Annotated in this window: 24 protein-coding genes; 7 read left to right on the top strand and 17 right to left on the bottom strand. The window is 56.3% G+C overall.

All coding sequences use genetic code 11. The annotated features are described in order from the left end of the window. The 6 genes from lepB to rpoE all read right to left on the bottom strand — a co-directional run. Positions 1 to 842, bottom strand: an 842-nt coding sequence (lepB, locus tag AC5DB9_RS14860) for a signal peptidase I (protein WP_491732071.1), incomplete at its 3' end; no start/stop codon positions are given. A gap of 12 nt (positions 843 to 854) precedes the next feature. Beyond that, complete coding sequence (lepA, locus tag AC5DB9_RS14855; RefSeq protein ID WP_272994125.1) at positions 855 to 2,654, bottom strand: translation elongation factor 4; 1,800 nt, start codon at positions 2,652 to 2,654, stop codon at positions 855 to 857. A gap of 114 nt (positions 2,655 to 2,768) precedes the next feature. Further along, positions 2,769 to 3,251 (bottom strand): SoxR reducing system RseC family protein, encoded by a 483-nt coding sequence (locus tag AC5DB9_RS14850; RefSeq protein WP_272994124.1) that lies wholly within the window; start codon positions 3,249 to 3,251, stop codon positions 2,769 to 2,771. Next, entirely contained in the window at positions 3,248 to 4,093 is an 846-nt protein-coding gene (locus AC5DB9_RS14845) for a MucB/RseB C-terminal domain-containing protein (RefSeq protein WP_272994123.1), read from the bottom strand. The genes AC5DB9_RS14850 and AC5DB9_RS14845 overlap by 4 nt, the downstream gene beginning before the upstream one ends. 55 nt (positions 4,094 to 4,148) lie before the next feature. Continuing rightward, complete coding sequence (locus AC5DB9_RS14840) at positions 4,149 to 4,724, bottom strand: sigma-E factor negative regulatory protein (RefSeq protein WP_022960497.1); 576 nt, start codon at positions 4,722 to 4,724, stop codon at positions 4,149 to 4,151. Positions 4,725 to 4,726: 2 nt separating this feature from the next. Continuing rightward, positions 4,727 to 5,317, bottom strand: coding sequence for an RNA polymerase sigma factor RpoE (rpoE, locus tag AC5DB9_RS14835; protein WP_022960496.1), 591 nt, complete (start codon positions 5,315 to 5,317; stop codon positions 4,727 to 4,729). Between the two features lie 203 nt (positions 5,318 to 5,520). Between rpoE and nadB the strand changes: the two genes are divergently transcribed. Further along, positions 5,521 to 7,110, top strand: a complete 1,590-nt coding sequence (nadB, locus tag AC5DB9_RS14830; protein WP_022960495.1) for an L-aspartate oxidase — start codon at positions 5,521 to 5,523, stop codon at positions 7,108 to 7,110. Here nadB and AC5DB9_RS14825 read toward each other — a convergent pair. Further along, positions 7,092 to 7,271 carry a hypothetical protein gene (locus AC5DB9_RS14825; RefSeq protein ID WP_286855462.1) on the bottom strand — a complete coding sequence of 60 codons (180 nt, stop codon included), beginning with the start codon at positions 7,269 to 7,271 and terminating at the stop codon, positions 7,092 to 7,094. The genes nadB and AC5DB9_RS14825 overlap by 19 nt on opposite strands. Before the next feature lie 268 nt (positions 7,272 to 7,539). Next, a complete protein-coding gene (locus tag AC5DB9_RS14820; RefSeq protein ID WP_022960493.1) occupies positions 7,540 to 7,800 on the bottom strand; it encodes an FAD assembly factor SdhE in 261 nt (86 codons plus the stop codon). A 136-nt stretch (positions 7,801 to 7,936) separates the two neighbouring features. On the opposite strand from AC5DB9_RS14820, the gene ygfZ reads away from it, so the two are divergent. Beyond that, positions 7,937 to 8,971, top strand: a complete 1,035-nt coding sequence (gene ygfZ, locus AC5DB9_RS14815; RefSeq protein ID WP_272994122.1) for a CAF17-like 4Fe-4S cluster assembly/insertion protein YgfZ — start codon at positions 7,937 to 7,939, stop codon at positions 8,969 to 8,971. 3 nt (positions 8,972 to 8,974) lie between these two features. Here the strand turns inward: ygfZ and ung are convergent, their stop codons facing one another. From ung to AC5DB9_RS14780, 7 genes are all read right to left on the bottom strand, one after another. Further along, a complete protein-coding gene (gene ung / locus AC5DB9_RS14810) occupies positions 8,975 to 9,664 on the bottom strand; it encodes a uracil-DNA glycosylase (protein WP_022960491.1) in 690 nt (229 codons plus the stop codon). 64 nt (positions 9,665 to 9,728) lie between these two features. Next, positions 9,729 to 10,538, bottom strand: coding sequence for an SDR family NAD(P)-dependent oxidoreductase (locus AC5DB9_RS14805; RefSeq protein ID WP_022960490.1), 810 nt, complete (start codon positions 10,536 to 10,538; stop codon positions 9,729 to 9,731). Positions 10,539 to 10,553: 15 nt separating this feature from the next. Then, positions 10,554 to 12,110, bottom strand: a complete 1,557-nt coding sequence (locus AC5DB9_RS14800) for a flavin-containing monooxygenase (RefSeq protein ID WP_272994121.1) — start codon at positions 12,108 to 12,110, stop codon at positions 10,554 to 10,556. Next, positions 12,107 to 13,117: an alpha/beta fold hydrolase gene (locus AC5DB9_RS14795; RefSeq protein WP_286855461.1), complete on the bottom strand. Its 1,011-nt coding sequence runs from the start codon at positions 13,115 to 13,117 to the stop codon at positions 12,107 to 12,109. The genes AC5DB9_RS14800 and AC5DB9_RS14795 overlap by 4 nt, the downstream gene beginning before the upstream one ends. Further along, positions 13,114 to 13,968 (bottom strand): metal-dependent hydrolase, encoded by an 855-nt coding sequence (locus AC5DB9_RS14790; RefSeq protein WP_272994119.1) that lies wholly within the window; start codon positions 13,966 to 13,968, stop codon positions 13,114 to 13,116. The genes AC5DB9_RS14795 and AC5DB9_RS14790 overlap by 4 nt, the downstream gene beginning before the upstream one ends. Positions 13,969 to 14,107: 139 nt before the next feature. Next, positions 14,108 to 14,770 carry an START domain-containing protein gene (locus tag AC5DB9_RS14785; RefSeq protein WP_272994118.1) on the bottom strand — a complete coding sequence of 221 codons (663 nt, stop codon included), beginning with the start codon at positions 14,768 to 14,770 and terminating at the stop codon, positions 14,108 to 14,110. A 12-nt stretch (positions 14,771 to 14,782) separates the two neighbouring features. Continuing rightward, complete coding sequence (locus tag AC5DB9_RS14780) at positions 14,783 to 17,257, bottom strand: TonB-dependent receptor (RefSeq protein WP_037509861.1); 2,475 nt, start codon at positions 17,255 to 17,257, stop codon at positions 14,783 to 14,785. A 199-nt stretch (positions 17,258 to 17,456) separates the two neighbouring features. On the opposite strand from AC5DB9_RS14780, the gene AC5DB9_RS14775 reads away from it, so the two are divergent. Then, complete coding sequence (locus tag AC5DB9_RS14775) at positions 17,457 to 18,287, top strand: MerR family transcriptional regulator (protein ID WP_022960484.1); 831 nt, start codon at positions 17,457 to 17,459, stop codon at positions 18,285 to 18,287. 18 nt (positions 18,288 to 18,305) lie between these two features. On the opposite strand, the gene AC5DB9_RS14770 is transcribed toward AC5DB9_RS14775, so the two are convergent. Together AC5DB9_RS14770 and AC5DB9_RS14765 are read right to left on the bottom strand one after the other, a co-directional pair. Next, a complete protein-coding gene (locus AC5DB9_RS14770; RefSeq protein WP_272989247.1) occupies positions 18,306 to 18,995 on the bottom strand; it encodes an EthD domain-containing protein in 690 nt (229 codons plus the stop codon). 16 nt (positions 18,996 to 19,011) lie between these two features. Continuing rightward, entirely contained in the window at positions 19,012 to 19,788 is a 777-nt protein-coding gene (locus AC5DB9_RS14765) for an SDR family oxidoreductase (protein WP_272989249.1), read from the bottom strand. A gap of 274 nt (positions 19,789 to 20,062) precedes the next feature. Between AC5DB9_RS14765 and AC5DB9_RS14760 the strand changes: the two genes are divergently transcribed. From AC5DB9_RS14760 to AC5DB9_RS14745, 4 genes are all read left to right on the top strand, one after another. Beyond that, positions 20,063 to 20,770 carry a DUF1499 domain-containing protein gene (locus AC5DB9_RS14760; protein ID WP_272989252.1) on the top strand — a complete coding sequence of 236 codons (708 nt, stop codon included), beginning with the start codon at positions 20,063 to 20,065 and terminating at the stop codon, positions 20,768 to 20,770. 145 nt (positions 20,771 to 20,915) lie between these two features. Beyond that, positions 20,916 to 21,374, top strand: coding sequence for a substrate-binding domain-containing protein (locus AC5DB9_RS14755; protein WP_272989254.1), 459 nt, complete (start codon positions 20,916 to 20,918; stop codon positions 21,372 to 21,374). After that, positions 21,371 to 22,507: a hypothetical protein gene (locus AC5DB9_RS14750; RefSeq protein WP_272989256.1), complete on the top strand. Its 1,137-nt coding sequence runs from the start codon at positions 21,371 to 21,373 to the stop codon at positions 22,505 to 22,507. Before AC5DB9_RS14755 ends, AC5DB9_RS14750 begins: the two co-directional genes overlap by 4 nt. Next, positions 22,507 to 22,758 (top strand): hypothetical protein, encoded by a 252-nt coding sequence (locus AC5DB9_RS14745; protein ID WP_272989258.1) that lies wholly within the window; start codon positions 22,507 to 22,509, stop codon positions 22,756 to 22,758. The genes AC5DB9_RS14750 and AC5DB9_RS14745 overlap by 1 nt, the downstream gene beginning before the upstream one ends. Positions 22,759 to 22,794 lie beyond the last annotated feature (36 nt).

Raw genomic sequence — 22,794 nt, 5'->3', positions numbered from 1 at the left:
TGTATCAGGTGCGCAACATCCCCCAGCTGCTCACGAATAACTTGAGTCACCGGCTGCAATGGGGGTACCTCGGCCACCAGCGTCTGCGGCATCAACTTACCGTTAACATATAACTTCTTGTTGATGTACTGGAGTTTATCGCCCGGCAGACCGACCACGCGCTTGATGAAGTAGCGACTGTCCCCCGGCGGAAAGAACACCATCACATCGCCGCGTTTGGGCTCACCGACTTCCATCAATTTGGTGCCGGTCACCGGCAGGCGTAAGCCATAGTTAAACTTGTTGACCAGAATATAGTCACCGACTTCAAGGCTTGGCACCATTGACGCGGAAGGAATCTGAAAAGGTTCGACGACAAACGAGCGAAGAACCAGCACCACCAGCAATACCGGGAAAAATGACCGGGCATTTTCGGCAATCGGCAGTGTCCCACCAAACTCGTTTTTGAGGCTGTCCTGCTCCTGCTTTACGAAATAGGTGATATAGACCGCGACATTGCCGGCACTGACAAACGCTTCCCTCGCCTTCTGGAAAACAAAGCGGTCCAGACCGGCAATAACACCTGCCAACAGGGTCAGCATCACCAGTGCCAGCGCGAAATCACCATCCTTTATCAGTACAACGCTGGCCAGCCAGACAAGCCACAAGGCCAATACCAGGCGATAACTCCATTCCAACCATGCTGGTATCACCTGTTCGCGCAGTGAATCAGCATCACTGGCGGTCTTGCGCTCAGCACACCACTGCAGCGCCGTCTGCATTTGACGGCGACCTTTCAGCTCCTGAACCAGCCAAACCAACAGCGACGCTACCACTGCCACCAGCAATATCAGATTGACCATGCGATCTGTCCCTTATCCATCGACCTTGAGAACCGCGAGGAAAGCAGACTGTGGAATCTCGACATTGCCGACCTGCTTCATGCGCTTTTTCCCTGCTTTTTGCTTTTCCAACAGCTTGCGCTTACGGGAAACATCGCCACCATAGCACTTTGCCGTCACATTTTTACGCAGCGCCTTCACGGTTTGCCGCGCAATCACGTGTCCGCCGATCGCCGCCTGAATCGCCACGTCAAACATTTGACGAGGAATCAGTTCCTTCATTTTTTCTACCAGCAGTCGTCCGCGAGACTGGGCGAAATCCCGGTGCACAATCATCGCCAGAGCGTCGACGCGATCGCCATTAATCAACACATCGAGTTTGACAAGGTTGGCCGCTTCAAAGCGCTCGAAGCTGTAATCCAACGAAGCGAAACCTCGGCTGACGGATTTCAAACGATCAAAGAAGTCCAGTACCACTTCGCTCATTGGGATATCCCAAGTCAGTGACACTTGCTGCCCGAGGAATTGCATATCGATCTGAACCCCACGCTTTTCGGAACACAGGCTCATCACGTTGCCCAGGTGTTCCTGCGGCACCAGAATATTCACGCGGGCAATCGGCTCTCGCGTTTCTTCGAGTTCACCGAGATCCGGCATGGCAGACGGATTGTCCACCATGATCTCTTCGCCATTCTTCTTCAGCACCTGATAGATAACCGTGGGGGCTGTCGTAATCAGATCGAGGTCATACTCTCGCTCCAGGCGCTCCTGGATAATTTCCATGTGCAGCGTACCGAGGAAGCCACAACGGAACCCAAAACCCAAGGCATCTGAGGTTTCCGGCTCGTAGAAAAGCGACGCATCATTCAGCGTCAGCTTGCCCAGCGCATCGCGGAAATCCTCGTAGTCGTCGGTGGAAACGGTGAACATCCCTGCATATACCTGTGGTTTCACCTTTTGGAAACCCGGTAATGCCGCCACCTCTGGTGTTGCCGAGTGGGTGAAGGTATCGCCGACCGGCGCGCCGAGAATATCCTTGATTCCGGCGATTACAAAGCCGACTTCACCGGCCTTGAGCACTCCGGTACTGGTCTGCTTCGGCGTAAATATTCCGACTACATCCACCGAGTGCGCCTTGCCAAGGGACTTGGAGATGATTTTATCGCCCTTTTTCAGCGTGCCATTCTTAACCCGAACCAGAGAGACAACGCCCTGATAATTATCGAACCACGAATCGATAATCAGCGCTTGCAGTGGTTCATCCGGATCACCTTCCGGCGGCGGGATCGTGGCAACAAGGTGCTCCAGAGCGTCCTCAATCCCCATGCCCGACTTGGCACTCACAGGCACGGCGTCGGAGGCATCCACACCAATGATTTCTTCAATTTCCTGCTTGACCCGGTCCGGGTCTGCCTGCGGCAAATCCATCTTGTTCAGAATCGGCAGGACTTCGAGCCCCTGCTCAATGGCGGTGTAGCAGTTCGCCACGGATTGCGCTTCCACCCCCTGGGCAGCATCAACTACCAGCAGCGCGCCTTCGCAGGCAGCCAGCGAACGGGACACTTCGTAGGAAAAGTCTACGTGCCCGGGGGTGTCGATGAAATTAAGCTGGTAGGTATTCCCGTCTTTGGCGGTGTAGTTGAGCGTGACGCTCTGCGCCTTGATCGTGATACCGCGCTCTCGCTCAATATCCATCGAATCGAGCACTTGCTCCGCCATTTCACGCTCGGTCAAGCCGCCGCAATGTTGAATAAAGCGATCGGCCAGTGTCGACTTACCGTGGTCGATATGGGCAATGATAGAAAAGTTACGAATTCGGTCGAGACTAGGCACGATTGGCAAAACCCCAGGACAAGGCCATTAGCGGAAAAATAAGCCCGCGATTGTAGCGCAAAGCCCGACCACTCGGCTACGCAGCCCAGCGTTTATTGTGACAAAGACAAGGACTTAACGGGGGTCAACAAAGGTCATAACATCGCTGGCAACCGCCTTGTGCAGCCCGATCACCCTAGGCTGAAAACGGGGGTTGTTGCGACTAGTCCAGGCGTGCAGGCGCACAGCCATCAAACCGAGCAAAAAGCCCAAGACCGCCCCCAACGCAGCGAGGCCATCACTTTCATACCGCTGGGCAACCAGAGCCATAATACTGAGCATGCTCAGCAGCGGCAGCAAATACACGACAAAAGCACCGCCCAACAGCGCCGATTCAGGTATCGCAATATCGACATCGCTGCCGATGGGGTAATCGCCAGCGGATTGCCCGTCAAGGGCAACCCGGATCTGGTTTCTCCGACCGTCGTGCAAACTGTTCATTAGCCCCTGCCCGCAGCCTTTTTTGGCGGCGCAGGATGAGCAACTGCTCTGCTGAATCGTTTCCACCCAAAGCGCGTTGTCGTCTGCGGCAACCACACGCCCTCGCTCGCAGATCACGGCAGCGCCCATTTAATCGAGCGCGCTACCTGACGAGCGGTCAGCATCGGGACCTCACCGACGACCGTAACGCGACGCCCCTGTTCAGGATAAATCGTGGAATAGCTCACCGACGCCCCTCTGCGCATATGGCTATCAGGCGGCACACTGTGATCGATAGCGAAAGACTCCACAAAGACAGAGAACACGGCCAAACCATCGGTATAACTCAGGCTTTCGGCGTCTCGGTAGCCCGACAACGGCGTAAAACCATCAGGCAACCACCCTACTTTCCAACGGTGGTCGAGATGCGAGGATGCTTCCAGCACTTTATCGTGGGCCGCGGGCGTGACGGCAGCCTGCTCTGACTCCGCACTCAAGCCCATATCCAGCACCAGATACTGGAAACTCTCTAGCACCTTGCCCTGCTTATTCAGGATTTCAGACTTCAACAACAGGCCGGACTCTTCATCAATCCCCAAGCGATAACCCAAGCGATAGACATCTTTCGGGCGAACATCGATGGTAACACTCTCCCGACCCGCAACCCTCCCGGGCTCGGCAACCGCAAGAGAATAATAGCTGTGCAGCAAGCTGTTTTCGGTGGAGTTAGCCGACAAGAGGCGCAACAACTCTGGACCGGGATGAACACAGTTCAAATCGTGACCGTGGCGAACCACACTGGACTCGGCATCATCCAGAGACTCCAGCGATTCATACTCACTGTCGCCCTTCACGATATGACTGATTTTAAAATTGTTGGTGCTACCTTCAATCTGGTAGCGCACCACTCCCTGATAATTCAGTGTGCGATGACTTTCTGCCATACGCTTCAGCCAATCAGCGGCCGGCGTATCAGCCATGACGTTGTGGCACGCCGCCATGGCTGCAAAAGCGAGGATGGCGCCAACACGTACCTTATTCGGATTCCTGGGAAACCACACGTGCATAAGATACGAAGCCCTGTCCGTTATTCAGTGATGCGCGCTCTGTATGTTTACGCAGCAACTCTTCGAAGCGCTGCTGATCTTCCCCTGCGGGAGAGGCTGTCATGGTTGGCATCGCTCCAGCTTTAGCGCTCACCGCAACACCGCCGGTTGCCGGCGACATTTGCGCAGGATAGACGCGACCACTGGTATTGCTGACCGTCTCCTGCTGAGCAACCACCGTCGGCGACGCGCCCATCATCCGATCGCTGCCAGTGAAAACCACCACCGCCGCAACACTGGCCGCTACAGCGACACCGGCCAAAGCCTGACGCCAGTTGCCACTGTTTTTCACCGGCTGCTCGTCAATGGCCGCCATCACCCGAGACGAAATATCCAGCTCAGCGAAGGGCAAGCCACCGTCATGCATCAATTGCTGATTGCGATTCAGAGAGGCCCACTCACTTCGCAGTGCCGCATCCTCATCTTTAAGGATACGCCGCAGCTCAAGCTCGCTGGCTTCCCCATCCATCAGCGCCGACAACGATTCTCTGACGGTATCATTCATAATTACACCTCTTCGCCACTCATCTGGGACTTAACCCGACTATCCACCGCCTCCCGCGCGCGGAATATCCGCGAACGGACCGTTCCAACGGGGCAATCCATCACCGCCGCAATATCTTCATAGCTAAGACCATCAAATTCGCGAAGAGTTAGCGCAGAACGCAAATCTTCTGGCAATAATTTAATGGCATCCTGCACAACCGCCTGCAACTCCTGACCGTAGAGCTGGTTTTCCGGCGATTCGATATCTTTCAGTGCCGATGGCCCGTCAAAATACTCGGCATCAGACACATCGACGTCACTGCCCGGTGGCCGCCGATTACGTGCCACCAGATAGTTCTTGGCTGTGTTGATCGCAATACGGTATAGCCAGGTATAGAAGGCACTATCGCCCCGAAACTTAGGCAAAGCACGATAGGCTTTGACAAAGGCTTCCTGAGCAACATCCTGCACTTCATCGCTGTCTTTGACATAGCGCGAGATCAAACCAAAAATCTTGTGCTGGTATTTGAGGACGAGCATATCGAAGGCTCGTTTATCGCCCTTCTTTACCCGCTCAACCAGTTGTTGATCCGTATTTTTAGGCTGACTCATAAATCCCCGCCAACAACGAATCAACAGCAACTGTTGCATAGACCAGCATACGCTGAAGAAGTTCTCTCATTCTTTTTCCCGTGGTCGGCGCCAGGCGCTCAGCCCATCATATTGGTTAGCGACGCAGCTACCAGTATACTTTGCGCCTCATTATCTCCGACGGCATAGTATCGCCGGACCGCATTAGGAGCAAACACCCTCCCATGAGCCACTATCACGCCCACGACGTGCTGGTCATCGGCAGCGGCGCAGCAGGCTTGTCCCTCGCACTGCAACTGGCAGAGCGCGCCAGTATCGCCGTGTTGTGCAAAGGCGAACTCAACGAAGGCGCTACCTACTGGGCTCAGGGGGGCATCGCCGCCGTACTGCACAAAAACGACAGCGTGGACGCGCACGTTGCCGACACACTGACAGCGGGCGCCCAACTGTGTCACGAGGACGCCGTCCGATTTACAGTCGGCCACTCCAGCACCACTATTGACTGGCTATTGGCCCAAGGCGTCCAGTTCAGTCGTTTTGACAACGACAATAACGACCTGCACCTCACTCGCGAAGGAGGGCATAGTCAGCGCCGCATTATACATGCCGCGGATGCCACAGGCCGCGCAGTATCAACGACCCTCAGCGCTCGCGCTCAGGAGCACGACAACATCAAGTTGTTCGCTCGGCACGTCGCTATCGACTTAATTGTCCGGTCAGGGCGATGCCACGGCGCTTACGTCCTCAACAGAGACAGCGGCCACGTGGAATTGTTCCACGCCAAAACCGTAGTACTGGCAACCGGCGGCGCCAATAAGGCTTACCTTTACACCAGCAACCCGGATGGCGCTTCCGGCGATGGCATCGCCATGGCATGGCGAGCAGGTTGCCGAGTCGCCAACATGGAATTTAATCAGTTCCACCCGACCTGCCTCTATCATCCCAAAGCCAAGTCATTTCTGATTACCGAGGCCATCCGAGGTGAAGGCGGAAAGCTGTTTAACTCCCGTGGCGAGCGGTTCATGCCTCGCTACGATGAGCGCGGTGAACTGGCTCCCCGAGACATCGTCGCCAGGGCCATTGACCATGAAATGAAGCGACTTGGCAGCGATTGCGTCTATCTGGATATCAGCCACAAATCCCCTGAATTCCTGTTGGAACACTTTCCGACTATTCGCGCCCGCTGCCTGGAACTCGGCATTGATATCAGCCGCGAAGCCATTCCGGTGGTACCCGCAGCTCATTACACCTGTGGCGGAGTCATGGTCGACCAGCACGGACGGAGCGATATTCCCGGTCTGTACGCCATCGGCGAAACCTCATTTACCGGCTTGCACGGTGCCAATCGGCTGGCCAGCAACTCATTGCTGGAATGCCTGGTGTACGGTGGCTCGGCAGCCGCTGATATCAGCGCACAACTCGACACTCTGCCCGCCCCGGTGATTGCCCCGCCATGGGACGAGTCCATGGTGACCGACTCCGATGAGGACGTGGTGATCTCCCACAACTGGGATGAGTTACGGCGCTTTATGTGGGACTACGTCGGCATCGTACGCACCGACAAGCGCCTGCAGCGCGCCCTGAACCGGGCAGCCCTGCTACAGCAGGAAATCAGCGAGTATTACTCCAATTACAAGGTCAGCAACGACCTGTTGGAATTGCGCAACCTTGCGATGGTTGCCGAGCTGATTATTCGCAGTGCCATGCAGCGCAAAGAAAGTCGCGGCCTGCACTACACGCTCGACTACCCCGAAACATTAGATGTGGCCAAAGACACGGTTCTGGTCCCCGACAACTATCGCCGCGATAGCTGAACCCTGTCCCCGACAGCACCGAGATGGACCAGCCCCCGAAGGCGACGAAAGTCGTCAGTGGGAAGCTGGTGTGAGAACAACGGCAACGGCCAGCGGCACTGGCCATCGTCAACGACCAGCACAATCAATCGCGCCCCCACCCAACGTGGTGTCAGCTGCACCGGAAGAGCAGTCTCCTGCCAGCGGATATCCGCCCGCCCGTCGCGCAACAGCAACTCAGCAGGACACCAGCGCGAGCGAGATGTCAGCCGACGGAGCCAAACGCCGGCATAGACGGCAAGCGTAAGCTGAAGGAAAAGACGTACAACGGTGCTTGCCGCAGAGGGAACGCCCCGTTGTATTAAGCCGGTATCGAGAGGGAACAAAAGAACGCATACTATCCCCGCGGCGGCGACCAGTGAGGCCGCCAAGCGCTGCGAGAACGTCGGCTCAAGCCTTAGCGGCTTTAGAAAAGGCGTTGATGTCATTGACGATGCTGGCCAACTCGGGATCCTCCGGCGAGCCTTTTCCGAGAAACCACTGGAACAGCTCGGTATCCTCACATTCCAGCAGCTTAACAAAGCGCTGTTGATCGACCTCACTTAACGCCCTGAAGCGTTGCTCGTAAAATGGCACCATGACCAGGTCAAGTTCCAGCATGCCTCGGCGGCAGGCCCAGTAAATTCGCTTGATCTCGTTTTCTGAAAGCATTATTTTCCACTGCACTGAAAACGGGCAGACAAATCATTCGCCAGCCCATGAAAGACGGCCTAGTATACCGTGTTCGGGGGCCGTTACGTGAACCTCCCCCACTTCCAAATTCGACACGATGTCGGCAACAGGATTTATGAGTACCTTCGAAGCACAACTCGCAACACACTACCCCGACAGCCTGATAGACGCGCAAAGTTATTGGCAGCCGGGCACCGAGGAGCCCGGCTCAGCACTGAATATCAGTCCGCTGCTGCACTACGACTTCCTGCGACTGGACGGCCCGGATAGCCGTAAGTTTCTTCAGGGCCAAACCAGTTGCGATTGGCAGCAAATCACTGCCGAGCAGGCCAGTCGCGGCGCCTATTGCAACCTCAAGGGGCGAGTTGTCAGCAGCTTTGTAGGCGCCATGCCCAGCGAAGACTGCGCGTTGCTACGCATGTCTGCCGACCTCTGCGAGAGCACCCGACTGCTCTTAAACAAGTATATTGTCTTCTCGAAAGCCAGCATCAGCGAAACGCGCCGTCAGCATCACGTCATCGCGCTCTGGGGCGATGACGCCCAATCTAAAATTTCCGCCGTGTTCGGCAAATGCCCTCAAGGCGAGCTGAGTGGTGTTGTAACTGCCCCCGACACCGTGGTCATTCAGAGCGACCATGACGGCAAGCGCTTTGAGTGTTGGCTGAGTGACGAGCGTGCCTGTGAACTTTGGCCCGCGCTCAGCGAAGGCGCCAGCGTCGTGCCGGGTGGTCGCTGGGAAGCAGAGAATATCCGCGCCGGTATTGCCGACGTCTGCGCAGCCACCCAGGACATGTTTGTCCCGCAACAACTGAACTACCAGCTCACTGGCGCCCTGAACTTCAAAAAAGGCTGCTACACCGGACAGGAAGTGGTCGCCCGGATGCAATACCGTGGCAAGCTGAAGCGCCGTCTCTATGCGGCGACCGTGAACCGCGACACCCCAGCCACGCCGGGCAGCGAGTTATTTGCCGACGACGAAGCGTCGAGTATCGGTAACGTTGTTTCGATGTACAGTGAGAACGGCCAAGCGCTTGTGTCTGCGGTGTTAAGCATCAACGCGCTGGACAAAGCCATTCACCTGGCGGGAGAAACACAGCCACTCAGCCTGCTGAAACTGCCCTACCCCCTGCCGGAGATCGGCGAAGACTGAGCGCTAGACTGAGGTGGGCAATTGCCAGTTGATCGGCGCCTCACCACGTCCCTGCAGGTAATCGTTGGCCTTGGAAAAATGGCGACAGCCAAAAAAACCACGGTAGGCCGACAACGGAGAGGGGTGAGGCGCCTTTAACACCAAGTGGCGGCGCGCGTCTATCGCCGCCCCTTTTTTGTGAGCGTACGACCCCCACAGCATAAACACCAAGCCTTCTCGATCGCGATTCAGCGCGTCCACCACGGCGTCGGTAAAACGCTCCCAACCGCGCCCCTGATGCGCGCCCGCCTGCCCCTGCTCTACCGTCAGCACACTGTTCAGCAGCAATACACCCTGCTCAGCCCAGGATTGAAGGTAGCCATGACTTGGCCGGGGAATCCCCACATCCTGTTCCAGTTCCTGAAAAATATTCACAAGCGACGGAGGAGCCGGCACGCCGGGCTGAACAGAAAAACAGAGGCCATGGGCCTGATGTGGACCGTGATAGGGGTCCTGCCCAAGCACCACCACTTTCACTTTATCAAAGGGCGTTGCATCCAGTGCGGCAAACCACTCAGAGGGTCTTGGGTAAATCGTCGCCCCCTGCTCGCGACGCTGCTGCAGGAACGCGCGCAACTGCTGCATATAATCCTGCTCAAATTCCCCGGCCAGCTCTGCCAGCCAGGAATCATCCAGTTGAATCGCCTTCGCCATGGGGCCCTCCTGCACAACAAGGCACCAAGCATACCAGTGCCCGTCGCCGCTGGCAGCACTCCCCTCAGCCGAAGCGCAGCAACGGCCCCAGCAGTTGGTCGTATCGCCCGGGAAACATGCGCTGAATGACATCCAGCAAGCGAGCATCGCCGCCAATCAACAAGCGGCGGCGCCCTTTACGCAAAGCACGCAGTATGGCGGCGGCGGCTGACTCGGGACTGGTTCGCGCAACGCGATCGAAACTGGCAGCGGTTGCATCCAAGCCACGCGCATTGCCTTGCAGATCATGGAAATGGCGGCCATTGCGGGCAATATTGGTTTTGATGCCGCCAGGGTGGACCGTCAACACCGACACGCCGCTGCCGCGCAAATCCTGACGCAGCGATTCTGAATAGCCGCGAACCGCAAACTTCGCCGAGTTATAGGCCGACTGGGAGGGCACCGACATCAGGCCAAACAGACTTGAAATATTAACGATCGTGCCGTTGCGGGCGCTTAAATGTGGCAAGAAGGCTTCGCAGCCATTTACCACCCCCCAGAAATTGATATTAAACAGCCATTCAAAGTGCTCACGGGGCTGCTCTCCCGCATGACAGCTCAGTGACACACCTGCGTTATTAACAATGACATCGACCCCGGCAAAATGCTCGACCACGGCATCGGCCCAAGCGTTAAACGCCTCGCGATCCGCGACATCCAATGGGCTCAGCATAAGCTGCGCCTCAGGCGCCAGTGCCCGCATATCGGCCAAGGCCTCAGCGGAAATATCAGAAGCGGCTACGCACTGTCCCGCTTCCAGCAACTGCTTTACCAGCGCCAGGCCGATACCCGACGCAGCACCGGTAATAGCGTATACCCGTTGTTCTTGCGACATACGAAGATTTCCTAATCAGGGGAGACTTAACTCGGCTTCACCAGCGGACACCGGCTCCTCGCTGGCTTCCACACTTGCTGAGCAGTGAGGTACGAGCTCGTAATCGCCGAGAGCGAAGTGCCGGGTCATCATTCGATAACGCCAGGAAAAGCCGGGCCACAGAGTGGTATTTCGACCGTCTTCCGTGAGATACCAACTGTGGCAACCCGAGGTCCAGGTTGTGCCCTGGAACATTCGGTCGATGCGTTGATTAAAGTCGCGCTGCACGACGGGCCGCACGTTCAAGCTGCCATCAGAGAACGCCTGCAGGCGCTTGAGGTACTTAACGACATAGCGAATTTGCGACTCGATATAAAAGATAACGGAGGTATTGCCCGGACCGGTATTAGGCCCCATGAGATACAGCATGTTGGGGTAGCCTGTCACGCTGATGCCTTTATACGCCTCAGCCCCCACTGCCCAGTCATCCTGCAATTTCCGGCCGCCCAAGCCATATATAGGCATCGGCGCACCGGCCGATGGCACTTTAAAGCCGGTTGCCAAGACGACAACATCCACATCCCGACGTTCGCCGTCGCTGGCGACAATACCGGACTCATCCATCCTCGCGACACCCTCGGCAATCACCTCCACATTGGGCTGACGCAGCGCCGGGTAGTAATCGTCAGAGAGCAGTACCCGCTTGCAACCAATGGAGTAATCCGGCGTCAATTTATTGCGCAGCTCCGGATCGCGAATCTGACTATTAATGTATCGCCTTGCCGCCGCTTCACCGATTCTCGTGAGCAGGCTGTCCCAGATAAACGCGGGAAGCACGCTTTCCATTTTGATGTACTGCAGGCGCCTCAGCATTTTCTGCAACCAGGGCCAACGCTTGAAGCGCTGGTGCTCCGACATACTCAGGGAGCGATCGTGCTTGGGCAACACCCACGGCGGGGTTCGCTGAAAGACGGTCAACTGCTCAACGTCGGGCTGAATACTCGGTATGACCTGGATGGCGCTGGCGCCCGTGCCCACAACGGCAACTTTCTTCCCTTTCAGCGAGCAATCGGACTGCCATTCGGCCGTGTGCATGACGGTGCCGCCAAAGCTATCCATACCCTCAATATCCGGGTATTGAGGCACGTTGAGGGCGCCGACCGCCATGATGAGTGCGCGAGCCCGGCAGCGCTCACCGGTATCCAGCGCCACCTCCCATTCACCGCGAGTTTCATCGAATCGCGCCTCGGTAACACGGGTGCCAAAACGAATCTTTGGGCGCAGCAGGTACTTGTCTGCGCAATGGCGCAGATACGCATAAATTTCCTGCTGAGGGCTGAATACACGGCCCCAGTCCGGCTTGGGCTCGAAGGAAAACGAATACAAATGCGAGGGCACATCGCAGGCCGCACCGGGGTAGCGATTGTCCCGCCAGACTCCCCCTACGTCCTCGGCTTGCTCAAAAATGCGGAAATTATCAATACCATTCTGCTTGAGTCGGATAGCCAAGCCGAGCCCACCAAAACCTGCCCCAACAATGGCAACATCCAGGCAGCGAGTCTTATTGGTCTCTGATGTTTTTGCTGCGTTCATAGCGAAAATTCCGTATTACTCGCCCAGAAATCCCGCAGTAACTGCGCGGTATCACCGGGCGATTCAATCATTGGCAGGTGCCCGACACCGGGCAATACCGTCAATTGGCACTGATCAATGCGCTGTACAAACGCTGATCCACAGCTCATATCCAGCACGCGATCACTGTCCCCCCAAAGGGCCAGGGTCGGCGCGGCGATGTCGGGCAAACAGGCCCAAGTATCTGACAGCGAGGTCGCCAGTCCCTTGAACAGAAAACGGTTTACCGGGTAACGGTGCACCATATCTTTGGCCATAAAGAACGCCAGCAGGCGCCCTAGCAGGCGATGCCGACGATGCAGGCAGATGTCGAAAACCTTGGATACGTCTTCCAATCTTGACGGCGCCAAATGGTTCACCCCCGCCGCCAAACCGCTCTCCAGCACACTCAGGCGCTCTGCGGGTGCACCCGCCGCATTCATCAAGCACAGCGCAGCCACCCGTCCCGGATACCTGGCAGCAAGTTGTGCAGAGATCGCGCCCCCCATGGAACTCCCGACGACGAGTGCTGGCCCGCGATCGCAGTGGCGCAGCAACTGGGCGACGCGCGATGCCTGCGCAGCAAGAGAGTAATCGGCGTCGGCGCAAAAGCTGCTGCGGCCGAAGCCCGGCAGATCCGGGATCAACAGATGGAATTGCTTTGCCAGGAGGGGTGCGATTGTCAGCCAGTTCTCGCGACTGGCGCCAAAACCATGCAGCAGTAGCATGGTCGGGCCATCGACATTTCCGCCTGTCCAATAGTTGATCCGGTGCCCGTCAACCTCGCAGTAGAGGCTTCGCAGCCCTGCGCGCTGCGCCAACAGCTGCTGTAAGCGCAAGAACCAGCCCATAGGCTTGGGCTGCCAGCGTTGAAGCACGTCCTCGTCAATCGTTGCCAGCGGCCCCGCCATGAAGCGAGCTTCCAAAGTGGCAATTGCCACCTCTGCCGATGCATCCGTGCCAGGCGTCGGCGTCACCGGCACATTCACGAGCGAACTCCCGCCATTTCACCGTAGCCCTCAACTTCCTGTACCAAGTCGTCCACACCATCGAGGAAGCGGCGGTTATCGTGATCCCAGGGGTGGAAACCGGGCTTGAAGAAATCCAGCCAGTCAGGAATAACCCGACGCAGCGCACCGGGCTTACCCCAGAGAAACTTCATGGCTCCCCACCAACCAGAAAGGCTGAACAGCTTGCCTTCACGACGCACCATATCGATATGAATGGGAATCACCATAATCCAGAAGATCAAGGTAGCCATCAGCAACGCAAAGCAGCGACGGAAAGACGCCACCGGCCCTTTGCCAACGGTCGCCTGATACACATCAAAGGCTACGGCTTTGTGCTCGGTCTCTTCCATCGCGTGCCAGCGCCAAAGCGCAGCGAAGCGGGGCTCGGCCCCCTCAAGCACACGCGGCTCGCGCAACACAACGTCCGCGAGAATCGCAGTCAGGTGCTCAAGTGCAATGGTAATGGCCAGCTGCCCTGCCCGGCTTTCAATTTTGCGCGTAAAGTTGAGCAGCCCCAAAATCATGCGACTGTTACGGTTGGCAGGCATACCGCGCTTTTCCAGTGCCTCGTTGTACTCTTCGTGTTCGCGGCCATGCATGGCTTCCTGGCCGATAAAGCCCCGCACAGCTTCTTTTAATTCAGGGTCGTGAATCTCATCCCGGTAAGCGCGAACACTGTCGATGAAGAAGCGCTCGCCATCCGGGAAAAACAGAGACATGGCATTAAAGAAGTGACTCACATGGACGCCGTCTGCGTGCCAATCCCCAATCCGGGACTCGGGCAGATTGAACTCAAGGTTGCGGCGTACGGGCATGACTTCGGTTTTCATGTCTAAGCTCCTGCAAATAGCTCACTGATTTATGTTACACCATTTGATGTATAATTAACGTTACACAAATCAATGTCAAATTAAATTTAGTCTTATTTTTGTACAATTGAGCGCTAAAGATTAGGCGTCATGCGACGCCTTAGAAGGGATCGAAATGCGCGTATTTTGCGTCCACTACCTGATCCCGCAACTGTCGCAGCGTATCGAAGGGATTGTCGACAATAAGGCTATTCACCAGGGAGGCAGGCAAGGCGCCAGCCGGGTCGAGATGAAGCTGAAACTCAACCGCCGTGCGCGTATCGCCCATTGGCGTCAGTCGATAAAAGCCCTTCGCATGTTTTACCCACTTCGCGCTTTTATTCTCCGGTAGCGCATTCTTCGCCTGCACCGGCAGCGCGTCGGGCACTACCCCTTCAAGACTGACAGTCACCACTCGATCAGACGCCTGACTGATGCGATTGCGCAACAACAGCACACGATCGGCCGCGGGCCAGGGGAAATCATTCACCAGGTACTGATAGCGCTCCAGCAGTGATTCCTTGTGGAGCAGCTTTGCTTCGGCGCATTGATGCATCCACTGAGTAAAGTTCGCGGTATCATCCAGCACCGCCATCAGCGAATTGATATTCGCGGCAATTTCCACCTCACCGCGAAACTCGCGAAAAGCCGAATCAGCCACCTCGCGGGTGTACACCGTAATGCCATCTTTCTGCCTGGCTAACTCCCACTCCCCGGCATGCACCGGCCCCCACAACAGCAACAGACACAGAACAGCGCAGGCGCGTTTCAACACTGCTTGCATTGGTCTTCTCCCTTACATGCGGTAAGTGAATTGCAGCGCGACGGAGCGCGGCGCATCGATGAAACCGGTATGGCTGGTCGTGCCGAACAGGTTTTTCGCCAATGGCGTGTCTGCGGCGTAAACCACGATAACTTCGTCAGTGAGGTTTTTACCGATCAGCGCCAGCTCCCAGCTTTGATCAATAGCCCCTATACCCAGGCGGCCGTTCACTTTGTAGAACGCGTCCTGCTCTACACGGGGATCGAGGTTGCTGGATGGGTTGTAGTCATCGGTAAAGATCACGTCCAGCGAGGCACCGATCCCCAGGGTATGGCTGATGGGACGGATGTAACCAATAATGAAAGTACCGGACCAGTCTGCAACGTACTGATTGCTCCAGCCGGTGTAATTACAGTCGCGGCCATTGGGAGAGTCCGAGACCTGATCCTGCCGACACTGCCCATTGGGAAAGTCGGTGAACTCAAAATCCAATAAGGCCAGAGCACCGCCTAGGCTCAGGTAGTCAGTCACCTGCCAGCGGCCATCCATCTCAATACCCATGGTCACCGCTTCTTTGGCGTTACCCACTTTAAAGCCGATACTGCCATCAAAAATACTGATCTGGAGGTTACTGTATTCAGTGTAAAAGGCCGCAATATTGAATTCCGCCGCCCCATCCAGCAGGCCCGTCTTCAACCCCAGCTCGTAGCTGATCGCCTCTTCTTCGTCGTACTCAAAAGTGCCGACCAATACGGTCTGGTTCGGCACGGTGGCCAGCGGATTGCGATAGGTCAGCTCATCATCCGGCGTCGCGTTGGAGCGGGCATCAAAACCGCCGGCTTTAAAGCCCTTGGTGGCGGTAAAATACGCCATGCCATCAGCAGAATAGTCCCACTGTACGTTCACCAAAGGGGAAAACTGACTTTCGCTGCGCTCGCCGCGCAGGCTGTGTCGCTCCATGGCAAAGGTGATCGCGGCCACAGTGTCCACCTCGCCCTGAGGCAATTCGTTGCCATCCAGATCCGTAATCGTCAGGTCGCGGCTGCCTTCCTTATTCTCGTAGGTATAACGTCCGCCCAAAGTCAGCCGCAGCGTGTCACTGACGTTAATAGTGGACTGCAGGAACGCCGACGCAATTTTGGTTTCGCTCAGGAACAGTCGCGGACCGGCAATATCGCGAACGGCGTTACCGGCATCGCCAATGCCCAGCAATTCAAAGGGATCGAGAGCCAGACCCAGCGGATCAATATCCCCTCTGGCGCCACCTTCTATCAGGTCCGCCGCGTTGAGCAGTTCAACCACAAGGTTGGAGTCCTGCACCAGGCGATCGCGGAATTCCAGATCGTTGTACTGGAAGTAAACGCCACCGATGTAATCGATCTTCTCCCCGCCAGGTGATACCCAGCGGAACTCCTGACTGTACTGTTTATAGTCTTCCTGCAGCTCAAACTTGAATAGCTCCGCGGCCGTGGCGTCGCAATCGCACAGGTCATCGTACTTATATTTCATCAGGCCGGTGATCGACGAGAACTCGTGACCGCCAGAACTCACCCAGTTAAGGTTGAGCGTCAGATTGTGGGTGTCGTTGTTGCTGTAGTTGCCGTTAGAGGCGTTTTTAAAGTCCTGATAGTTATTCAATACCGCCTCGTCGGTATCCACATCCAGCACCGGCGGGATAAAGCTGCGGTCGAGAATTTCAGCCTGAGTACGGCCAAAGAGTACCGGATTGGGGTCAGTGGACGGCTCGTCGTTAATAATTTCCGCCTGACGGCCAATGCTGTCGAATTTGCCCCGCTCGTACTTCAACGACGCCCGCAAATTATCGGTCACATCCCACACCCCTTTGATGCGGAACGTCGCCTGGTCATATTGCGGCTCATTCTGATCCAGCAGAATGTTTTCGATGTAGCCACCGTACTCCCGCAGACGGGCGGCAAAACGCAGTCCGAAATTGTCCGTTACCGGTCCGGACAACATCAGATCGAGCACCTTTTCGTCGTACTCGGGCTCATACAGCGCCGAGAACAAGCCCTCAACTTCTTCGCCCGGAGAAGCCGTAATAATATTCAAGGCGCCGGCAATACTGTTCTTGCCCTGCAAAATATTCTGCGGCCCGCGGAGCACCTCGATGCGCGCCAGATCAAGAAACGGCGCACGAGCCAGCTGAGCACGTCCGTAGTGAATGCCGTCGACATACATCCCCACCGACTGTTCAAAGCCCTGGTTCATCCCGGTGCCAATGCCCCGCACGTAGATATCTGTGCTGATGCCGCTCTCGGTAACGGTCAGATTGGGAACATAGGCCTGGAGATCCTCCATGCGGTTGATGCCCGCCTCCATCATTTTGTCGCCGCTGATGGCGCTCACCGACACCGGCACATCCTGCAAGCTCTGCTCACGGTGCTGTGCGGTAACAACGACTTCTTCGAGTTTTGCTGCCCAGGAAGACAGCGGGAGAACACAGGTCAGCGCTATGCTGCCCACGCGGAGTGTGCTAAAACTAGCCATTGTGACATGCCCTTATGCTTCAATTTATTATGTTACATTATTCAATGAAACATAAACGGCGTTTAATGACATGTCAACACGGGCAATACAATTTTGTGTCATAGTCGTTGCGTGCGCCAGTTGCTGTAATTAGGCAAGGCATTGATTACAATGCGGTTTACCTCGACGGACCCAACGACCTCAACAAGCAGTAAAACACATGCCATTTCCTGAAGAAACGATCAACAGCATCGCCCAATTCCTGCCTCACGGGGGAGAACAAGCCCCAGCGCCATCTGAAGAGCAGCAGCGGGAGTACAGTGTTGAAGAGTTGGCGCTGGCCGCCAACACCACGGTGCGAAACATCCGGGCGTATCAGGATCGCGGCGTCCTGCCCCCGCCGACACTGCGTGGAAGAAAAGGGATTTACAACAACCAGCACCTGTCCCGACTGAGGCTGGTCAGCAATCTGCTGGAACGCGGCTACACCCTGTCGAGCATTCGTGAACTGCTGGACGCCATGGAACAGGGTATCGGTTTGAGTGAAGTGCTGGGCATGGAATCAGCCATCAACTCCCCCTGGGGAAATGAGGCACCGATCAATCTGCCGATGTCGGAAATGATCGCCATGTTCGGCACAAAGCTGACCCCCGCAGCGATCAAGAAAGCGGCCGACCTGGACCTGTTCTCCATCAATGGTGCGCAGCTCAGGGTCACCAGCATGAATACCCTGAAAGTGTCACAGGAGCTCTGTGCTACCGGCATTCCACTGGAAGAACTGCTGGATATTCTGGCAATGATGCGCGGCAAGGTGCAGCCGGTTGCGGATTCCTTCGTCAAGCTGGTCGCCGAGCATGTGTTGGAGCCTTATGGAGAGCAGCCGCTGCCCCCCAGAGAGGAGTTCCCCAAAATCGCAGAACTGGTGTGGCGCTTGCGCCCGATGGCCCAGGTCGTGGTCGACGCTGAATTAGGGCGCGCCATGGATCAGGCGGCAAACCGCTTCCTGGCAGATACGCTGGAATCTATTCTCAAGCAGCTGCCGAAGGAGTAAGCCTCCTTCAGCGGTGCTTCAGAAGCAGTACTCGCTGGTGGGGACCACCTCGATTTCGCTGAAATCGATAAACTTCCCACAGCTCTCCATCATTGCCTGCAAGCGCTGCTGGAACAATTCCGCCTGCCCTTCTGCGTCATAAAACGCTTCAGCGCTGGTCATCGCCGCTGTGGGAAAGCACTCCTCGACAATCGCATCATAAGGCAGGGCTTCAGCCGGTCTGGCCACAACGCGATTCTGCACGTAACGGAACGTCGACTGGGTTTCAATCGCCACACCAGTGTGTGTTGTTTTCCAGTAACTCAGCCAATCTTCGTAAGAGAGAAACGACGGGCAACGCAGCAGCGCAACCTGGCTGAACCCCTCGGTGCGCTCGCCGGGCGCGGCGGGGCATGCCGTATTCGGCAGCGGCTCTACGGCATCGACCTCATAACAGGCACGACGGCCGCCCACCGAGGCCAGCATATTGAGGACGGTATCAGGCTGAGACTGCGCCTGCCAGCAGAAGCTGCAGAGTGCGTCGAACAATGGCGAATCGCCATTTGCCATGCGCTTGTCCGCAGCCGGTTCAACATCGCTATCCGCCAGGTTTAACTGAACCGCGCTGACCCCATCAGTCGAAGAAAGCGCGAGCGCCTGCTCCCGCAGGCGCGCAAAAAAAGCTGGGCTGGCGTCCTGCGCCCAGATGAGTACCTGAAATTTACGCATTCACCAACCCTCTCTATCAAACGATCACCGGCGGCGTTGCCGTCGCAGCATTGTCGATCAGCATCTCAGCGGCATTGACGAAACGTGACTCATCCGACGCCAGGTAGACAATCAAGGCCGCGATATCTTCAGGCTCGCACATGGGGTTCTTTTCCGTGGACAGCGATTCAATCTCCTCGCGCGTTGCCGATTCAGCGCCTGTCGCCACCTTGAAGACCATCGGTGTCTTCACACCATCAGGATGTACCGAGTTACAGCGAATCCCATTACCTCGCTCGCGACAGTACAGAGCGACCGACTTGGTCAATGCCGCCACGGCACCCTTACTGGCACTGTATGCCGCAACAAATGACATGCCGTGCAGCGCCGCAACGGAGGACATGTTGATGATAGAACCTCCCTTACCGGCCGCTTCCATCACGGGAATGACCGCTTTACAGCCCAGAAAGACACCTTCGCTGTTCACCGCATTCACACGCTTGTAATCCTCCAGCGTACAGTCAACCACGCTCCCCATGGTCATCATGCCCGCGTTGTTCACCAGCACATCGACACCACCGAACTTTTCCACTGCGGTATCAACAACGCGCTGCCAATCGGCCTCGTTGCTCACATCGTGCTTGAGGAATATCGCCTTCTCGCCGATTTGGGCTGCAACATCCTGCCCGTCTTTTTCATTCAGATCAGTCAAAACGACGCTCGCGCCTTCTGCAGCCAGGCGGATAGCATCCGCTTTCCCCATGCCGCTGGCGGCACCCGTGACAATACAAACCTTTCCGGCAACTCTGCCCATTGCTTCAACACCTCATTATGATTAAAGAAAACGCCTTGAGAGCATGATGGGCAAGTCGATTCACCGACACCGCCCAGTTACAAACCCGTAACCTTATTGCAGTTAATCACGGCGCACGAGAAAGACAAAGTGCCCAGCCGATCACGGAACTGTCGTTATCGATCAATACTCTGAAGCCCGCCCGCATCTATGGCAGGTAATGACGATTGGCCTTTGTTATAGTTTCTATGGCAACACTATTAACGATAAACAAGTGTCCAACAGGAGCGTTATTTTGCGCATCGTCTATCTGGCCGAGTGTCTGGCGTACTTATCCCTGATCCTGCTGCCGGGCAGTGTGCTATTCGTTCGGCTTGCACCCGCGCAATATTCCGCTGCGCTACTCTGCTTCGCACTCTCGGCCTTGCTGGCGCTCATCGCTATCGGTATATCCGCCGTATTCACCCGCCGCCAATCAGACAGCGCCCACCGCCGACGATTGAGTCGGGCTGCAGTGCTGTCGATCCCCGCTATCGGCTTTTTTGCCTTCAGCCTGTATCTGGGTAGCGGCAGTCCGATGATTCACGACATCAGCACAGACACCGAAGACCCGCCGCAGTTTGTTCAGGCACGTCAGCTTCGCAGCGATTACCACAATACACTTGCCTACACCGACTCCATCGCAGAACAACAGCGCCTGGCCTACCCGGCTCTGCAGTCACTGACGGTGCCACGTCCACTGGCAGAGGCTCAGACGCTTGCCCTTCGCACCATCGAGGAACTCGGCTGGACTGTTACGGCCTCAAGCCCGGGACACATCGAGGCAACGGATCAAAGCTTCTGGTTTGGCTTTATTGACGACGTCGTGATTCGCATTGAGGCCGATGCGCAATCGAGCACCATCGATCTGCGATCGGCCTCCCGCGTAGGAAAAGGCGACCTCGGCGCCAATGCCCGACGCATCCAGCGCTTCCTGACACACTACCAGCAATCGCTGAACTAGCATGCAGACAAGGGCTATGCCGTCTATAGTGAGGAGCAATGCGACTGCCCTCCCGCTTTGACTGCGGTTGCAATCGGCCGAACATTGGGCTTCAGTGAAGGCTATAGTGGGCATGGATTACGGAGCGCATAAGGATGACGCACATATGCTGACAAGACGCGCCGCCCCTGCACTCGTGTGCATATTGCTATCCCTCGGGCTTGTCGCACCGTACCCTGTCTTCGCTGACGATGTTCAGCTCGTGATCAATAACGAACACATCGATCCCAAACAACTCACAACGACCGAGCTGCGCGCTATTTTTTCCATGCGCAAACGCAACTGGCAAGACAATACCGCCATCCGCGTTTTCGTCTTGCCCGACAACCACCCTCTCCACAAAGCGTTCTGCAAGTCAGTGCTAAAGGTTTATCCGTATGTGCTGCGCGAGCAATGGGATCGTATTATTTTCAGTGGTACCGGCACCCCCCCGACGATCTTGGAAAACGTCGAGCAACTGCGGCGAACCGTTGCCGCTACGCCGGGCGCAATCGGCTATGCCTACAACCCTGACCACCCCAGTTCCCGACAAACGGCGCAAGGCAAATCAGAGGACACACCATGAATCGACATTTACTGCTGTGTTTGGGGGTTTTGCAATATGCCGCAAGCAACTGCGCCCATGCCCAGGACAAAAGTGCTCTGCAGATTCATGGCTTTGCGTCCCAAGGCTATCTGCTGAGCGACGGCAATAATTTTTATGGGGAAAGTCAGCGCGGCACCTTCGACTTCATGGAAGCGGGACTCAATGCCAACTGGAGCACCGGCAAAAACTGGAATATCGCCGGGCAGTTGTTTACCCGTGATGCCGGCAGTACCGATAATGGCAAAGTTATCGTGGACTATTTGTTTGTGGATTATCACGCCGTCCAGACTCAGGATTCAGGACTGGGTGTGCGCGTTGGCCGCGTCCGCAATGCCTTGGGTTTTTACAATGAGATACGGGATGTTCTGGTCGCAAGACCAAGCATCCTCATCCCCCAGGCTGTTTACTTTGAAGGTATCGGAATGCGTGAACTGCTGTTTGCCTCCGAAGGGGCGCAGATATACAGCTATTGGGACGACGAGCGCACCAGCACCACCTTTTCCCTGACGATGGGGCGCAACAACAGCCTCTCTGAAACCCTGGTCAGTAACCTGTTCGGCGACAATACATCCGTCATCCTGAAAGGCCGCGCCGATCGCCCGGTCTATGTTCAGCTAGCTCACAATATCGATGGCAGTCGGCTGCGCTTCGCGCTGTCGAGCTACGATGTCGGCGTCGATTTGGTCACCATGCTTCCCGGAAGCCGGGATATCCATCTCGATGCCCGCGGCTATGTGGCCTCAGCCCAGTACAATACTCAAGACTGGTCGTTCACCGCAGAATATTCTACGACCGAACTTCGCTTCTATGGCGGCGCGTTCAACAACCTGAAGATCGATATTGAGGGCAGCTATTTGCAGACCCAGTACAGGCTGTCCCCAAACATGACGCTGTTGGGACGTTACGAATACAGCATTCCCCACCAGGATTTCGACAGCGACGATACCCAGCGACTCGTCATGGGGGCGAAATGGTCGATCGACCACAACTGGACGCTGGCGGTCGACCTGCACGGCATTCGCGGAAATAGCGGCATCCCGGCCGGCGACAACCCCGATGGCCGTCGCGAACGGACAGAGCTGCTGGCGATCATGATCGGGTACCGCTTCTAATGCCCAACAGCAACCCTCAGCTTGAAACCGCACTGACGGAGCACAAGCGCGCGCTTGGATTGTTCCAGAAGCTGTGCACGCTGATCTTCCTGTTTATCGGCATCATTGTGTTCGCACGCAGCTATGTGAGTTATCAGCAAACAATGACCCACATGCGCGAGCATTCTGAAGAACATCTGGCGATGCTTCAAAAGACCTTCTATGCCCTGACCGAACGCAGCAGCCAAGAGCTGTTTGTAGTGGTCAAGTAAAACTGGCCACGGGTTTGTAAGTTTTCCAGTACATAC

The organism is Spongiibacter sp., assembly GCF_984394615.1.
Note: the sequence above shows the minus strand (reverse complement) of the source record. Positions and strands in the feature narration are given on the sequence as shown.

Excerpts from the sequence above, each read along its gene's own strand:
- AC5DB9_RS14845 (WP_272994123.1), bottom strand. The coding sequence starts at position 4,093 with ATGGCTGATACGCCGGCCGCTGATTGGCTGAAGCGTATGGCAGAAAGT.
- AC5DB9_RS14840 (WP_022960497.1), bottom strand. The coding sequence starts at position 4,724 with ATGAATGATACCGTCAGAGAATCGTTGTCGGCGCTGATGGATGGGGAA.
- rpoE (WP_022960496.1), bottom strand. The coding sequence starts at position 5,317 with ATGAGTCAGCCTAAAAATACGGATCAACAACTGGTTGAGCGGGTAAAG.
- nadB (WP_022960495.1), top strand. The coding sequence starts at position 5,521 with ATGAGCCACTATCACGCCCACGACGTGCTGGTCATCGGCAGCGGCGCA.
- AC5DB9_RS14820 (WP_022960493.1), bottom strand. The coding sequence starts at position 7,800 with ATGCTTTCAGAAAACGAGATCAAGCGAATTTACTGGGCCTGCCGCCGA.
- ygfZ (WP_272994122.1), top strand. The coding sequence starts at position 7,937 with ATGAGTACCTTCGAAGCACAACTCGCAACACACTACCCCGACAGCCTG.
- ung (WP_022960491.1), bottom strand. The coding sequence starts at position 9,664 with ATGGCGAAGGCGATTCAACTGGATGATTCCTGGCTGGCAGAGCTGGCC.
- AC5DB9_RS14805 (WP_022960490.1), bottom strand. The coding sequence starts at position 10,538 with ATGTCGCAAGAACAACGGGTATACGCTATTACCGGTGCTGCGTCGGGT.
- AC5DB9_RS14800 (WP_272994121.1), bottom strand. The coding sequence starts at position 12,110 with ATGAACGCAGCAAAAACATCAGAGACCAATAAGACTCGCTGCCTGGAT.
- AC5DB9_RS14790 (WP_272994119.1), bottom strand. The coding sequence starts at position 13,968 with ATGAAAACCGAAGTCATGCCCGTACGCCGCAACCTTGAGTTCAATCTG.
- AC5DB9_RS14785 (WP_272994118.1), bottom strand. The coding sequence starts at position 14,770 with ATGCAAGCAGTGTTGAAACGCGCCTGCGCTGTTCTGTGTCTGTTGCTG.
- AC5DB9_RS14780 (WP_037509861.1), bottom strand. The coding sequence starts at position 17,257 with ATGGCTAGTTTTAGCACACTCCGCGTGGGCAGCATAGCGCTGACCTGT.
- AC5DB9_RS14775 (WP_022960484.1), top strand. The coding sequence starts at position 17,457 with ATGCCATTTCCTGAAGAAACGATCAACAGCATCGCCCAATTCCTGCCT.
- AC5DB9_RS14770 (WP_272989247.1), bottom strand. The coding sequence starts at position 18,995 with ATGCGTAAATTTCAGGTACTCATCTGGGCGCAGGACGCCAGCCCAGCT.
- AC5DB9_RS14765 (WP_272989249.1), bottom strand. The coding sequence starts at position 19,788 with ATGGGCAGAGTTGCCGGAAAGGTTTGTATTGTCACGGGTGCCGCCAGC.
- AC5DB9_RS14755 (WP_272989254.1), top strand. The coding sequence starts at position 20,916 with ATGCTGACAAGACGCGCCGCCCCTGCACTCGTGTGCATATTGCTATCC.
- AC5DB9_RS14750 (WP_272989256.1), top strand. The coding sequence starts at position 21,371 with ATGAATCGACATTTACTGCTGTGTTTGGGGGTTTTGCAATATGCCGCA.
- AC5DB9_RS14745 (WP_272989258.1), top strand. The coding sequence starts at position 22,507 with ATGCCCAACAGCAACCCTCAGCTTGAAACCGCACTGACGGAGCACAAG.